Origin of the sequence: Amycolatopsis nalaikhensis (assembly GCF_030264295.1) — a bacterium.
GTDB classification, from domain to species: Bacteria; Actinomycetota; Actinomycetes; order Mycobacteriales; family Pseudonocardiaceae; genus Amycolatopsis; species Amycolatopsis nalaikhensis.
Window position 1 is genome coordinate 5874307 of sequence record NZ_CP127173.1, and the last position, 14849, is coordinate 5889155.

7 protein-coding genes and 2 pseudogenes are annotated in these 14849 nt (G+C 66.9%); 7 read left to right on the forward strand and 2 right to left on the reverse strand.

Annotated features, from left to right (window positions below; genetic code table 11):
• The first annotated feature begins 311 nt into the window (after positions 1 to 311).
• The 7 genes and pseudogenes from QP939_RS28805 to QP939_RS28835 all read left to right on the forward strand — a co-directional run bounded on the left by QP939_RS28805 (position 312) and on the right by QP939_RS28835 (position 11891).
• Positions 312 to 458, forward strand: coding sequence for a hypothetical protein (locus QP939_RS28805; RefSeq protein WP_285449340.1), 147 nt, complete (start codon positions 312 to 314; stop codon positions 456 to 458).
• Positions 459 to 1276: 818 nt separating this feature from the next.
• On the forward strand, positions 1277 to 3385 hold the full coding sequence (locus tag QP939_RS28810; protein ID WP_285449341.1) for a hypothetical protein: 2109 nt from the start codon (positions 1277 to 1279) through the stop codon (positions 3383 to 3385).
• A 1651-nt stretch (positions 3386 to 5036) separates the two neighbouring features.
• Positions 5037 to 5375: pseudogene (locus QP939_RS28815) on the forward strand (arsenate reductase/protein-tyrosine-phosphatase family protein); the annotation flags it as partial.
• Between the two features lie 245 nt (positions 5376 to 5620).
• A complete protein-coding gene (locus QP939_RS28820) occupies positions 5621 to 6688 on the forward strand; it encodes a ParB/Srx family N-terminal domain-containing protein (protein WP_285449342.1) in 1068 nt (355 codons plus the stop codon).
• A 166-nt stretch (positions 6689 to 6854) separates the two neighbouring features.
• The gene (locus tag QP939_RS28825; RefSeq protein WP_285449343.1) at positions 6855 to 7796 is read left to right on the forward strand and encodes an ABC transporter ATP-binding protein; all 942 of its coding nucleotides are present in this window, start codon (positions 6855 to 6857) and stop codon (positions 7794 to 7796) included.
• Positions 7793 to 9142, forward strand: coding sequence for an ABC transporter permease (locus QP939_RS28830; protein WP_285449344.1), 1350 nt, complete (start codon positions 7793 to 7795; stop codon positions 9140 to 9142). Before QP939_RS28825 ends, QP939_RS28830 begins: the two co-directional genes overlap by 4 nt.
• A 7-nt stretch (positions 9143 to 9149) precedes the next feature.
• On the forward strand, positions 9150 to 11891 hold the full coding sequence (locus QP939_RS28835; protein ID WP_285449345.1) for a bifunctional YncE family protein/alkaline phosphatase family protein: 2742 nt from the start codon (positions 9150 to 9152) through the stop codon (positions 11889 to 11891).
• Between the two features lie 114 nt (positions 11892 to 12005).
• Here QP939_RS28835 and QP939_RS28840 read toward each other — a convergent pair whose 3' ends face one another.
• Both QP939_RS28840 and QP939_RS28845 read right to left on the reverse strand, forming a co-directional pair.
• Complete coding sequence (locus tag QP939_RS28840) at positions 12006 to 12260, reverse strand: hypothetical protein (protein WP_285449346.1); 255 nt, start codon at positions 12258 to 12260, stop codon at positions 12006 to 12008.
• Positions 12261 to 12443: 183 nt separating this feature from the next.
• A pseudogene (locus QP939_RS28845) lies at positions 12444 to 14452 on the reverse strand (APC family permease).
• Between the last annotated feature and the right edge of the window lie 397 nt (positions 14453 to 14849).

A 14849-nucleotide genomic window follows, 5' to 3' on the forward strand; every position in this document is an offset into this window, starting at 1 on the left:
GGACACTTGGCTGCACGGCAAAGAGCGAAAACTTCTCGACCTCTACTTGCTGCAGCGGAAAGTTCGGCTTGAGCTTCGAATTCATCCCGGCCCGCGAACTCGTCGCGAGCGTCGATCGTTGGCCACACCTGTACCGCGGAGAGCGTGACCTGCTCGAGGACCGCGGCACCCCGACGGTGGCAGCTACAAGATCCACGGACGGGCCGCCGGCGGACGCAACAGCTTGGTCCAACGCGACCCCACCCGGCCCCGCAAGGTTCTGAAACCGACAGAGGTTGTTGACAGCCTGGGTTCCTAATCAAGGGAGGCCCATGGCTGAGCGAGTGTGGAGTGAGAAGGACCTGGTCAGGCGCTCGAACCGGCGCCTGGCCGTCCTGCGTCACGCCGAAGAAGTCAGTGGCAACGTCGCGGCGACGTGCCGGTACTACGGCATCAGTCGCACCGTGCTCTACCGGTGAAAACGCCGCTACGAGGACGAAGGCATGGACGGGTTGAAGGACCGCTCGAGCGCGCCGCTGCACTACCCGACCATCACTCCGCTCGAAGTGGTCGAGAAGATCATCCACCTGCGGCAGCACTACCACTTCGGTCCGCTGAAGACGACCGCCCGCACGGCGGTCTGGCTGGCCAGACCCCGTATGAGAGGCTGCTACAGAAGACCCAACCCCCATCCCAGGATGTCAACGACCAGAAGCAGCAGCACAGCTGGCCGAGTACGTCCGGCACTGCAACGGACGACGGCCGCGCCTTCTCCGCGAGCTTCGCCCGCCCCGGCCGCCCCTCCGGCAGACGTCGACTCCCAGCGGGTGAAGCGACAACGGCTTCCTGGAGGGCTGATAAACGAGTACGAACGGGGCCGCGCAAATCCGATGTTCAGTGCCGGTGAGCGACATCTGGAACCTCGCCGGTGCTCTGCGCCCTGTTCCCCGGCCAGCCGGTGGAAGCGATCTCCCCGCCCGCCGAGCTGCTGACCGCAGCCGCGCTTACCCGGCAGTATCGGCCGCCACCCAGCCCCGCACCACGGGCTCCTCAAGGAAAGGATCGCAGGGCCGGATCGCGGTGTCGAGGTCAAGTACCTGATCTGATGAAGTTGAGGTGTAAAGCTGAGGTGAAGTTCAGGGGGTGTGTTATTTATCTAACATATGGGATCGGTGGCTCGGGCGATGAGTACCGCGTGTGGTGAGCCGATACCTGCGCGGGTGAGGTGCCGCGAGGGGTTCTTGCCGGTTCTCGGGGCTGGCGCACGAGCGCCGCCCTTCGCGAGAGGAGAGGTGCCGTGGTGCGTTTTCGCGTGTTCGTGGCAGCGGCGACGGCGTGCGTCGTCGCCGGGGCGCTCGCGCCCGCTGTGTCGGCGGCGCACGCCGGGCCGGTGCCGCGGGACGGGCTCCCGGCTGTCTTGCCGACGCTGGGGCTCAACGACAAGCCGGTAGAAGTCACGACCTACAAACGCGGGTCCGGCGGTGTCATCGTCAAGGCTACCGGCCCCGGGCCGGACGTTCCCCCTCGAATCGTCCAGCTCGATAAACGTGGTGGCGAGCCGACCGTCTGGGAGTGGGCGTACCAGATCATTCCGGGAGTGGTCGTCACAGCGCGCCCCGACGGGAATAAGTCCATCGCCACCCTGCACGCCCTTAGCCTCACCGGCGACGCCTTCCGGCGGATCGACGCGCGCGGAGGCACGGCGAGAAAGCTTCTGCAGATCCTAGGAAAGACCGAGACCGTGTCAAGCCAGAAGTACCGCGCGGTCGGCACGACTACCTGCTGGCACGACACTATTGCCGGCGGCGGGTCCCTCAATGGCGCGGTCCTCTTCGGTGCGGCGAACGTCGAACTCGTCTCGGGCAATCCCAGCGACAATGACTCGACATGCCGGGTGTTTCCGGCCAACGTGGTGATAGATCTTGACAGACATTCCAGCCGCCCGTGCACGTACGACGATCCTTCCTTGAGCTCGGCTGATTACAAGGACAACAAACCGAATCCGCCGATTCCGGATCCCGACTGCCCGCAGTGGGCAGATTCTCCGTTGCCAGCCCCGGACGCGTATATTGGCATGGGATCGGTCTCCCGGATCGAATGGAATCCGGAGGTGGCTATCACGCAGGAAGCGAACCCGGCGCAAGGGACGCAGGACCGCGAGCTCGCGGTGTTCACGCCTGACAGCATACTTTATCACGAGCTTTTGCACGCGGCGAGGGCCGCCGTCGGGATGAGAATCGAGGCCCGCGGGACTGTCCATTCCGCCGCAACGTTCGCGGCGGCGCGCAAGGCGATAGCCAAGCAGTCGTTGGACGAGGGCGATCTGGTGGTGTCGACGAAGCCGGACCGGATATTGGATGAATGGGCGATCAGCGCGACGCCGGAGTTGTACCAGTTCGACGGGCTGGGCGAGCGCGAGGCGCAGCAGGTCGCGCGGCTGAGCGACCTGCGGGACCGGACTGCCGGAACCGCGCCGGGCTCCGCCGAGGTCGCCGCGTGGGACCGGAGCAACTACATCGCGTCTCTGCTGGCCGGCAACACATACGAAGGAGACGTCCAGCAATTACGGCTGGGCTATGTCGACTTGGTCTACTTTCGGGTGCTGTGGCTCAAGTCGCCTGACGCGGCCGCAGGCGACCTCCGCGACGAGTTGCGCCTGTACCTGCGCAGCAATAAGGACCCGAGCGTGCTGCATCTGATCCGCAGGGTTGACAACGCGGCCCGACCGAAAGCCGGCATATTCGAGCCGGCGCCGAAAGCGGCCGTCGACGCGTTCAATAAGGTTCTCGCGGGCAGCGGTAACGGCTTGACCGTGTCGATGGGCGACTCCTATATCTCCGGGGAAGCTGGACGCTGGAAGGGTAACGACACTCTTGTCGGTGAAACGAACTATGACAAGTTCACCGACCGAAATCTGCAGGAGAACACCGACGTCTACAACGTTCACGACTCCTTCCATCCGGACGGGAGCACCGGGGGGCCTAACGGGTGCCACCGGTCCGACAGCGCACCGGTCTTCGGCGCGAAAAGCCAGCTGACGACCGACGAGGGCACCGCCGCCCGTCCCGGAGGAGTCTTGCACCGCGAGTTCGGCTCGGACCTGCGCGAGAAAGCCCTCCTGTCCGACAATGTGATCAACCTCGCCTGCTCTGGAGCTTCGAACCAAAGACGTCCTCACCGACACGTTCAAAGGACAGCCGCCTCAGATCAAGGATCTCGACGCGCTGCTGACCAAGACCACCGACCATCGCCTCAAGGCCGTGGTTTTGTCCATCGGCGGCAACGACCTCGACATCTCCGGCACGGCGCAGAGTTGCGTGAAATCGTGGATGTTCTCGTGGTTCATCAAAGACTGCACCGAAACCGGCAACGGAAACCTCGCCGCCATCATCGCGAAAATTCCTGACGTCAAGGTCCAGGTGGCAAAGACCGTCGAAGCTATCAAAAACGTCGTCAAGCAGAAATCCGCCGCACATCAGAACTCGATCATCGTCCTGAAAGGATACGAGAACCCGATCCCCTACTCGGCCGACATTCGGGAGAAGGACATATTCTGGTCGCGGGGCCACCACTGCGACCTGCCGATCAGCAACGCCGCCGCCGACGAGATGAGCCTCGCCGCGACGAACATCAACGCGATGATCCACGATGTCGCACAGGAGGAAGGCGTCGTCTACCAGGACGGCAACCGGCTTCTCGACGGCCACGAACCCTGCTCCAAGACCACCACCGGCGTCGTGCGCGACAAAGACGCCGACGAGGCGGGCAGTAGGTCCCCCGCACTCAACGAGTGGGCCCGCAACGTCTACTACAATCCCGCCGAGAACAAGGACGAGAACGCGTCGAAGCAGTGGGAGTCCCTCCACCCGAGCTTCTATGGCCAGCAAGCCGCCCAAACCTGCCTTGCCGCTACTTTGCGCGCCTTCGCCTGGAATCCGGCCGGCGGCGGACATTTCAGAGCCTCCTTCTGTGAAGGACGACAAGGAATGCATCCCGGCCAGGCCCTCCTCGAAGCCGCCTACCCCGGCCAGCCCGGCAAACAGGCTGGCGTCTACAGGGTCGACTTTGGCCCGGACATGCCATTCGAGCAAAAAACCACGAACGGAAGTTCCATCCCAGGCGATCACGAGGTGTTTACCGAGGTTGATATCGACCTCAAGACGAAAGGAAGCTCGGGCGAAAATTCCGTCAAGTTCGCCAAGCAAACAATCTACCTGGGCTCCGGGCAATCGAATGCAACACTCAAACCAAATCGGAATGTGTTCTATATAACCACTGAAAGCGATTCTCCGACAACAAGCGCGTCTGGAGCTGGAGATATAACTGAAAACACCCACGTAAAAGGCTCTGGGGTGCATGTTCTCTATCACAAGATTTTTAATCATTTCATGTTTGACCAGGCGCTTTTGGTCAAACTTTCGGGGGCGTCTAACGCGGGCGACCATGCAGACTTCAGAAATGGGAAGTGCGTCAACTCGACCCGAAATATCTGGGAGTGCTCTGCGGACACGACGAGCCTAGTGTTCACGTATACGGTCAACTACCGCATCACCAAGATACACTAGTCGCGGGGGCGGGGGTGATGTCGTTAGCAGCACCCCCGCCCGCCGCGTCACAGATGCATCGCGGCATCCCGGACGAACTCCGCGTGGCGATGCGCGGCGGAGTTCAAGTTCAACGTGAGCTTGCGCCGTACACTCACCCTCGGCAGGCCCGCAAGCTGTTCTTTGGCGACGTGTTCTCCGGTGTGTGCGCATCATTGAGATCCGGATGCCAGGCGCTGCGATCTTCCGGAAACGCGGCCGCCAACGACTGGTCCGGCCGCATGCGGCCGAAGCTCCCGGCGACAGAAAATGAACTCTGCCGAGTCAGTCCGAACTGATCCAGTTCGGGTCGCTTATGGCTCGATCTCCGTTACGCACCGTCGCAAGAGACCTCCATCCCGACGCCGGATTGTGACAACGGCCGGTAGCACTGGGTCAAGACGGTGAAGCGTGTCTTGACCCGGCATCACCGACCGCGTGCTGGCTTCGTCGCGGGATGCAGGGTAGGTTTGGCTGGACCACCACGCCGCCGGCCGCGTCACCGTCCGCTCCGCCGGATCGGCCCCGGCGAGCGAGGTCAACCCAGCCGTGGTCGCGGTCATGGCCGAGATCGGGATCGACGTCTCCCGAGAGTTCCCCAAGCGCCTGACCTCCGACGCGGTCGAGGCCGCCGACGTGGTGATCACGATGGGTTGCGGGGACGCCTGCCCGATCTTCCCCGGCAAGCGCTACCTCGACTGGCAGCTCGAGGACCCCGCCGGCCGATCCGTCGAGCACGTCCGGCCGATCCGGGACGAGATCGACCGCCGCGTCCGTGACCTGCTCGCCGAACTGGTCCGCGTGCCAAGCTGACTCGCCTGCGAGCCGCGCGTGACGAACCAGCGGTCTGTGACGTCGTCGCGCCCAGTCGCGGCAGCTCGTCCTCGCTGACTGAGGTCGCCGGATGACCGGCACGGCGAGCGTCGCGAGGTGATCCGTCGCTGCTACCCGTGTGCCCGTTCACGTTCTGGCCGCTCGATGGTTACCTGGCCGTTGACGGGTGTTCCGTGCGGCAACGCAGGATCTCGCCAACGTCCTTCGCAGACCCTGGGGTGAACATGCGTACTCGCGTCAAGTTCGGTCGGTTCTTCACGGCCGTCGTCGTGGCGACTGCCGGTGTCGGACTGCTGGGCTCGGGTGCGGCGGCCGCTCCGGGTTCGCCGGGCACCCGGCCGTCGTTCTGCGGTCACGACAACCGGTCGACGCCGTTCGCCGGGTATCTGTGCGCCGAGGCCGGTGACCTGCTCGACGTGCGGATCGGCGACGTGCATCCCACGCAGCCGTCGCTGGGCTACGACGAGGTCTACTACAAGCTGGGCCGGTACACGCTCGGCAAGGACGCGATCAACAAGAAGTTCGACGACTGGTGCGAGGCCGACGGCCGGGGCGCGGCGGCGTCGGTGTCGCCCGGGGCGCGGCTGGCCGACCCGTCGTCGTTCACCTGCGAGCTGGCTGTCGGTGCTGAGACCGCGGACAGTGTCGCGGCGATGAAGACGGTCGTGATCGGGCCCGGTGGTGAGCCGTTCCTGACCGACGGGCATCACACGCTGACCTCCTTCGCCGAAACTCCCGATGGCGGGCTGGGCATGCACGTCCGCCTGCGGGTGCTTGCGAACTACAGCACTCTGACCCGCCAGGACTTCTGGGCTCGGATGCAGGAACACAAATGGGTCTGGCTGCGTGACGCGGACGGCAACGCGATCACGGTGAACCAGCTTCCCGGGTCGGTGGGGCTGGCCAACTTCGGCGACGACCGGTTCCGTGGCCTGCTCTACTTCGGCCGTGACATCGGCTACGCGCAGAACGACCTGCCGTTCCAGGAGTTCTACTGGGGCGCCTGGCTGCGCGACGCCAAGCCGGTCGACCTGAGCACCTGGAACCCCGGCGACCTGGCCAGCTATCTCGCGACCGTCAAGTCGTTCACTCAGGCGATGGTCGCGCTGCCGAAGGACACCATGGTGGACAGCGGCTTCACCGCCGCGGACCTTTACGCACTGGACACGTGGAACGACGGCGCGGTACCGGCCAAGGGCGAGTTCGGCAAGCTGAGCAAGCCCTACACCGACGCCAAACCCGGAAAGCTCGCCTATGCCTTGGAGTACAAGAAGGTCCACGGCCTGGGCTGATTTCTCCTCGGCCGCGGGCCTCGAAGGCAAGCGGACACCCAACGGAGTCCCAGGCGTCGGATAACGCACCTTTCGGACATCACGGGTTCTCCGCGCGTTCGTCTTTACCCCGGCCGAAAGTTAGTTGGGATACCTAAGTTCCTTCCGGTTGTGACGGAAGGGAACCATGGACTCAACACTCGCGGTCCGCGCCCGCGGTATCACCAAGTACTTCGGTGACGTCGTCGCGCTCGACGATATCGACTTCGAGGTCGCGCAGGGGCGGATCCACGGTCTGGTCGGCCCGAACGGCGCCGGGAAGACGACGTTGCTGGGCCTGCTGCTCGGGCTGGCCGTCGCGGACCAAGGCAGCCTCGAAATCCTCGGTACGCCCGTCGGCAAGTCGCTCGCCACGCCCGAGGGCGTGACGGGATTCGTCGACGGGCCGGGCCTCTACCCGTCGCTGAGCGCGAAGCGGAACCTGGCCGCGCTGGCCGGTCTCCACGGCGGAGAGGTCAAGGCGTCGGCGATCGATGACGTGCTCGGGCAAGTCGGGCTCACCGACGTCGCCGACGAGCGGGTCCGGGGCTTCTCGCTCGGCATGCGGCAGCGGCTCGGCCTGGCCGCCGCGCTGCTGACCAAGCCGCGGCTGCTGGTGCTCGACGAGCCGTCGAACGGGCTCGATCCGGCCGGCGCGAAGCACGTCCGCCGGGTTCTCGACCGGCTGGCCGCCGACGGCGTGACCGTCGTGCTCTCGAGCCACCGCATGGACGACGTCGAGGCGCTGTGTTCGGACGTGACGATCGTCGCGACCGGACGGGTCGTCTTCACCGGTCCGCTCGGAAAGCTCTCGGCCGGGACCACCGAACTCGACTACCGCCTCCGGACCTCCGACGCCGAGGCCGCGCGGCGGCTGGCCGCCGAGTCGTCCGGGATCCACCTCGTCGAAGGTGCCGACGAGCGTGGCGACACCGAACTGCTCGTCGTGCGTGCGGTCGAACCCGCGCTGGACGACCTGGTGTCGCGGCTCGTGCGGGCCGGTGTCGCCGTGCGCGAGCTGGCACCGGTCGTGTCTCCGCTCGAAGCCGCTTTCCTCGCCCTGACCGAAAAGCAGGAGCCCACCAGATGACCGAGACCGTTGTCGAGGCTCCGGCCACCCCGCGCGGGTCGATCGCGCGCTGCTTCCGCTTCGAACTCGTCAAGCTGGCCGCGCAGTGGCGGATTCGCGTCCTCGTGCTGGTTTGCTGGATCGCGCCTGCCGTGTTTGTCGCCGCGGTGAGTCAGCAGGATTCGCTGCCGGTCGACACGTTGTTCGGCCGCTGGATGAACGCGTCCGGCTGGGCGGGGTCGCTGGTGCTGCTCGGGTTCGCGGGCACGTATGCGTTGCCGTTGCTCACGTCGGTCGTGGCCGGTGACGTCTTCGCGGCCGAGGACCGGCTCGGCACGTGGCGCCACCTGCTGGTGGCGGTCCGGTCGCCACGCCGGATCTTCGCGGCGAAGGCGCTGGCCGGTCTCACCGTGATCCTCGTGCTGCTCGCAGGGCTCGCCGTGTCCGGTGTCGCGGGCGGGCTGCTGGCGGTCGGCAACGACCCGCTGGTCGGCCTGGACGGCCACCTGCTGTCGCCGGGGGACGCGGCCGCGCAGGTGCTGCTGGCCTGGGTGTCGGTGCTCGCGCCGACGCTGTCGCTGGCCGCGGTCGGGCTGCTCGGCTCGGTCGCGCTCGGCCGGTCGCCGATGGGGCTGGTGCTGCCGGCGGTGTTCGCCCTGGTGATGCAGTTGGCGCAGCTGCTGCCGGTGCCCGTCGCCGTGCGGCTGGCGCTGCCGGGGTACGGCTTCCTCTCGTGGGCGGGTTTGTTCACCAGCCCGGCCCAGACGGGCCCAGTACTGATCGGCATCGCGGTCAGCCTCGCGTGGGCGGCGGCCGCGACGGCACTGGCCTACTTCCTGTTCGTGCGCCGCGATTTCACCAACTTGAGCCACGACGGCTCCGGGCGCCGCGCGCTCATCGCCGGGGTGCTTCCCTTGGCCGGGCTGCTCGCCGTGTCGATCGGTGTCATCGCCGTCGTGACGCCGGCGTCGGGTTCGGGCATCACGCAGGACAAGGTGCAGCACTCGGTCGCCACGGCGTTCACCCACCTCTACCGGATGCAGACCCAGCAGCTCAACCGCCCGGCTGTCACCGAGGAGCAGCTGCGGACGACCGCGGCGTGCACCAAGACCGGCGGCGCGGGCCCGCAGGAAGGCCCCGGGAACGACTGGCGCTGCGTCGTCACCTGGCACCTCCCCGGCGTTGACGCGGCCGGCACGGCCATCTACCAGCTCAACGTCACCGCGGACGGGCGGTACGTCGCCGACGGCGACGGACCGAAGGAAGTGAACGGCTACTTCCTGGTGCATACCCCGCACGGGGACGCGCCGAACCCGCTCTGGCAGGTCGACGGGAACGTCGACCTGCTTCCCACCACGAAGGGATGACTGCACAATGCAGGTAACACGCCTCCGAAGGAGCGCCGGGAAGCAGCCGCTTTCCGGCAGGCGTCGGCGAGTCAGACTGGTCACGATCGGTGTGTCGGCGCTCGCGCTCGTCGTCACGGGCACCGGCATCGGTGTCGCCCAGACGCACATGTTCGGCACCGACCAGGTCGGTCAGACCACCGACAACGGCCTCGTCGCGTCGTCCGACCAGTACCTCGCCCCCTACGGTGACCGGCTGGTCGTCAACCAGGGCAAGATCATGTCGTCCTCGGTCAGCCCGGACGGCACCCACCTGGCCGCCTCGATCACCGACGGCGGCATGGCACTGTCCATCGTGGACCTCAGGACGTGGAAGGTACAGCAGCTCGTCGGCAACAACGCCGCGGCGAACCTGCGCATCCCGGGCAACGACGTCGGCCAGGAAGGCCCGACGTACTCGCCGGACGGCAAGTCGCTGTGGCTGGGCCAGTCCGACGGGTACCGCAAGTTCACGGTCGATTCCGACGGCTCGCTCGCGAACCCCACGTTCGTGACCGTCCCGGCGGACGGCAGCAAGCGCGCGCTGGTGGGCGAGGCCGTGTTCTCGGCCGACGGCGCCACGGTGTATTCGGCCGTCAACGGCCAGAACCGGGTCGTCGCGATCAACGCGGCGACCGGGACGATCCAGCAGAGCTGGACCGTCGGCAACGCCCCGCGCGACCTGGCACTGGTCGGCGGCAAGCTGTACGTCAGCAACGAGGGTGGGCGGCCGGCGCAGCCGGGCGAGCCGACGATCAACTCGTACGGAACGCCGGTGCTGGCGGACCAGACGACCGCCTCGACCCTCAGCGGCACGGTCAGCGTGATCGACACGGCCGACGCCGCGGCGGCTGTCAAGAGCATCGACGTGGGGTTGCACCCGACGTCGCTGTACGCCAAGAAGGGCGCGCTGTTCGTCACCAACACCGCGTCAAACGACGTGTCGGTCATCGACACCACCAAGGACCAGGTCGTGCAGACCATCGCGACGCAGCCGTGGCCGGAAGCCTCGGTCGGCTACGAGCCCGACGCGGTGACCCTGACCGACGACGGTCACCTGCTGGTGACGCTGGGCCGGGCCAACGCGGTCGCGGTGTACAAGTACGTCAACCCGCTCGAGCCGGTCAGCTACGTGGGCCTGCTGCCCACCGACTACTTCCCGGCGGAGATCACCACCGTCGGCAACCAGGTGGTCGTGTCCAACACCCGCGGCATCGACGCCCGCCGCTCGACGACCACCAAGCACGGCACGCACGACACCACGTCCAGCCTGACGCACTTCACGCTGCCCGGCGATGACGTGATCAAGGGCGAGACCGGCAAGGTGTTCACCCAGAACGGCTGGCACGGCAACTCGCTCGCCAAGGGCACGGGCACCGCGCAGCCCGTGCCGGTGCCGGTCAAGCTCGGTGACCCGTCGACGATCAAGTACGTCTTCCTGCTCGTCAAGGAGAACCGCACCTACGACCAGCAGTTCGGCGACATGCCCGAGGGCAACGGCGACCCGTCGCTGACCCAGTACGGCGAGAACGTGACGCCGAACCAGCACGCGCTGGCCCGCCAGTTCGGGTTGTACGACAACACCTACGACGTCGGCACCAACTCCGCGGAAGGCCACAACTGGCTGATGCAGGCCGACAACCCCGAGTACACGGAGTCCAGCGCGGGGGAGTACACGCGCAGCTACGACACGGAGAACGACGCGCTGGGCCACCAGCGCAGCGGGTTCCTGTGGACCGGAGCGCAGGCCGCGGGCAAGACGGTCCGCGACTTCGGCGAGTTCCAGTCGAGCCTGCGCAAGCCGGCCGGTGCCACGTGGCAGAACCTTTACTGCGACACCAAGAACATGGTCGCGACCGGGGCGGACACCCAGTACCCGATGCAGGTCGGTTCGGCGATCCCGTCGCTGAACGCCGTTTCGGCGCCGGGGTACCCGCAGTTCGACACCAACGTTCCGGACATCTACCGCTCCGAAATCTGGAAGCGTGACTTCCAGAAGAACGGCCCGGCGAACCTGAACATGTTCTGGCTCTCCAGCGACCACACCGGCGGCGCCCCGGGTGGTGCGGCCCAGGTCGCCGACAACGACCTCGCCACCGGCCAGATCGTCGACACGATCTCGCACAGCCCGTACTGGAAGGAGTCCGCGATCTTCGTGGTCGAGGACGACACCCAGGCCGGCTCCGACCACGTCGACGGGCACCGCGGCCCGGTCCAGATCATCAGCCCCTGGGCGAACCACGGCGTGGTGGACAGCCACTACTACACCCAGATCACCATGATCCGCACGATCGAGCAGATCCTGGGGATGCAGCCGATGAACCAGAAGGACACCGCGGCGTCGCCGATGCGGCAGGCGTTCACCCAGAGCGCCGACTTCACGCCGTTCACCGCGCTGCCCAACCGCACCTCGCTGACCGCCGGCATCAAGACGCTGCCCCCGTGCGGCGCGGACGTGCCGGCCGCGGCGAACCCGGCAGCGGCACCGGTGCCTTCGGCCGCCGTGCCCGCGGACAAGCAGCAGGTCGCCGACCAGTGGGACGCTTGGAAGTCCCAGCAGCACCTGACCGGGCCCAGCGCCAAGGCCGACTCGACCAACCCGTCGCAGTTGAACCACCTCAACTGGTACGAGACGCACGGGTGGGAGAAGCCGTACCCGGGAGAGGACAAGATCTTCGCCCCGAACGACGTCCCCGGCGCCCTCATCCCCGGAGCCGACAACGACGGCTGAGCTCGCAGTTGACCGGAATGCCCCCGGCCGCCGGCCGGGGGCATTCCCGTGAGCGCGAACTGCCCGCCGGGCATTCGTTCCGAACCACTACACCGATTTCTCCAAGCTTTGAGTTCAGTCTGCAGGATCGCCGGTCGTGCTCGCCGCGCGGGCGCCGAGCACGGCCGCGGCGGCGACGACGAGGGCCGCGGCCAAGCCGAGGAAACCGGCTCCCAGGGTGGCCGTGGCGGCGATCGCACCGACCAGCAGCGGCCCACTGGCGTCGCCGAGTTCGCGGCCGACCTCGGCGGCACCCATGGTCTGGCCGAGCCGCTCCGGCGGCGTGGTCGCGGCCAGATGCGCGAACCCGAGTGGCGTCGCCAGAGCCACATCGCGGCGGCGAAGTTCGCGGTGAACTCCTCGGCGACCGACTCGTGGACGTAGAACCGGTTGGCCGCGATGCAGACTTGACCGTCGGCCGGCTCTTCGGCAGGCGCGGGTCTTCCCTGCAACTCCAGGTGGTTGTTCCGCCTGTCCTCTCAGGCGTCGCCGACAGAAAGCTGGACAGGCCGCTCAGCTCGGGCGTCGCTGGGTGGTGACTCCGCGGCGGATGTCGCCGGGTAGTGGCCGGACGCGCTGGAGATCACGGCGGTTCGTGGAGGTCAGCTGCCACGGCACGCTCGTCACCATCACCCCCGGCTCGAACAGCAGACGGCCCTTCAGCCGCAGGGGAGCTCTGGTTGTGCAGGATGTTCTCCCACCAGCGGCCGACGACGTACTCGGGGATGTAGATGGAGACGACGTCGCGGGGGCTGGACCGGCGGAGGTTCTTCACGTACTGCACGACCGGCCGGGTGATCTCGCGGTACGGCGACTCGAGGACCTTGAGCGGCACCTTCATCTTGCGTTGCTCCCATTGCCGCTGCAGGTCGCGTGTGTCGGTGTCGTCGACGTTGACGGTGATCGCGGTGAGGGTGTCGGGCCGGGTGGCGCGGGCGAACGCCACGGCGCGCTGGCTCGGCTTGTGCAATGTGGACACCAGGACGATCGCGTGGACTCGGCTGGGCAGCAGCTCGAACTCGTCGTCGGGCTGCAGTTCTTCGCGGACGTGGGTGTAGTGGCGGTGGACCGCGCGCATCAGCCCGTAGAGCAGCGGGATGGCGATGACGACGAGGTAGGCGCCGTGGGTGAACTTGGTGATCAGGACGACGGCGAGGACGATGGCCGTGAGCGTCGCGCCCAGTGCGTTGATCAGCCGGGACCGGTGGATCGCCCGCCGTTCCCGGGCACTGGTCGTCTCGGCGAGGGCCTGGTTCCAGTGCTTGACCATGCCGGCCTGGCAGAGCGTGAACGAGGTGAAGACGCCGAGGATGTAGAGCTGGATGAGCCGGGTGGTGGAGCCGTCGAAGGCGAAGATCAGGATGCCGGCGACCAGGGAGAGGGCGATGATGCCGTTGGAGAACGCGAGCCGGTCGCCGCGGGTGTGCAGCTGGCGGGGGAGGTAGCGGTCCTGTGCGAGGATCGAGGCCAGCAGCGGGAAGCCGTTGAACGCGGTGTTTGCGGCCAGGATGAGGATCAGCGCGGTGGCGGCCTGCAGGACGAAGAACAGCACCGTGTGGTCGCCGCCGAACACCGCCGCACCGATCTGGCTGATCACCGTGCGTTGCGGGTCGGTTTCGCAGTTGCCGGCGAAGCCGGTCAGGTCGCACGTGTTCTCGGCGATGTGCACCTTGGTGATCAGGGCCAGTGCAGTGATGCCGCCGAACATCGCGACGGCGATCGTGCCCATGGCCGTCATCGTGCGCGCCGCGTTCAGGGCCTTCGGCTTCCGGAACGCCGGGACGCCGTTGGAGATCGCCTCGACACCGGTCAAGGCGGTGCAGCCGGACGCGAAAGACCGCAGCAGCAGGAAAACCAGGGCGAAACCGGTCAACCCGACCTGTTCGGGACGAACGTCGTAACCGGCGCTCTCGGCCACCGGAGCGTGCCCGGTGAGGGCGCGGCCCAGGCCGACGACGACCAGCAGCATCACCGAGGCGATGAACAGGTACGTCGGCGCGGCGAAAGCGCGACCGGACTCGCGGATTCCCCGGAGGTTCATGGCCATCAGCAGGACGATGAAGCCGAGGTTGAGCGCGATCCGGTGGTCGTTGAGCTTCCGGCAGGGCCGAGATGATGTTGTCCACACCGGACGCGACGGAGACCGCCACCGTCATGATGTAGTCGACCATCAAGGCGCCGGCGACGACCAGGCCCGCGCGGCTCCCGAGATTGCGGGAGGCGACTTCGTAGGAGCCGCCGCCGCTGGGATAGGCGCGCACCACCTGCCGGTAGGAGATCACGACGACGGTCAGGAGCACGGCCACGCCCAAGCCGACCCACGGCGCCAAAGTGAGGTAAGCCAGGCCACCGATCGAGAGGATCAGCAGGATTTCCTGGGTCGCGTACGCCACTGACGAAAGCGGGTCGCTGGCGAAGATCGGCAGGGCGAGCCACTTCGGCAGAAGCGTCTCGCCGAGCGTGTCGCTCCGGAACGGCCGTCCGAGTACCAGCCGTTTGAGCCATGACGTGGGTGCTGGCACACACCGCAGCGTGCCTCCCGGCGCGGGGATCCGGCGTAGAGAAAACGTCAAGATCCCGGCCTGGGCGTAGGGAAATCGTAAGTGTCGTCCGGGTGATCGTCAGGTTCTCGTCAACGACCGTGGTCCGCGCCGGGTGGTTGCCTACCGTGCCGCTACGTCGTCTCCGGGGAGCTGCCATGACCGAAGCCGGTCTTACGCGCCTGATTCGCTGCCCCGGTGCGGTGGAGCTGCTCGACGAGCTCGTGTCAGGAGCTTGCCCCGTGGCCACTCTGCGCCGGGTTGTCCCGCGGCGGGTGCTCGAAACGGCGTTGCGAGCCCTCGCGGCCGAAGGTGCCATCCGGCGCTCGTCGACGGGAACTTGGGACGGACGACCGGGTGGTGAGGTGTTGGTGTCCCT

Bases quoted from the DNA above. Each gene is read 5' to 3' on its own strand.
- QP939_RS28805 (WP_285449340.1), top strand. From the start codon at position 312: ATGGCTGAGCGAGTGTGGAGTGAGAAGGACCTGGTCAGGCGCTCGAAC.
- QP939_RS28820 (WP_285449342.1), top strand. From the start codon at position 5,621: ATGCGTACTCGCGTCAAGTTCGGTCGGTTCTTCACGGCCGTCGTCGTG.
- QP939_RS28835 (WP_285449345.1), top strand. From the start codon at position 9,150: ATGCAGGTAACACGCCTCCGAAGGAGCGCCGGGAAGCAGCCGCTTTCC.
- QP939_RS28830 (WP_285449344.1), top strand. From the start codon at position 7,793: ATGACCGAGACCGTTGTCGAGGCTCCGGCCACCCCGCGCGGGTCGATC.
- QP939_RS28825 (WP_285449343.1), top strand. From the start codon at position 6,855: ATGGACTCAACACTCGCGGTCCGCGCCCGCGGTATCACCAAGTACTTC.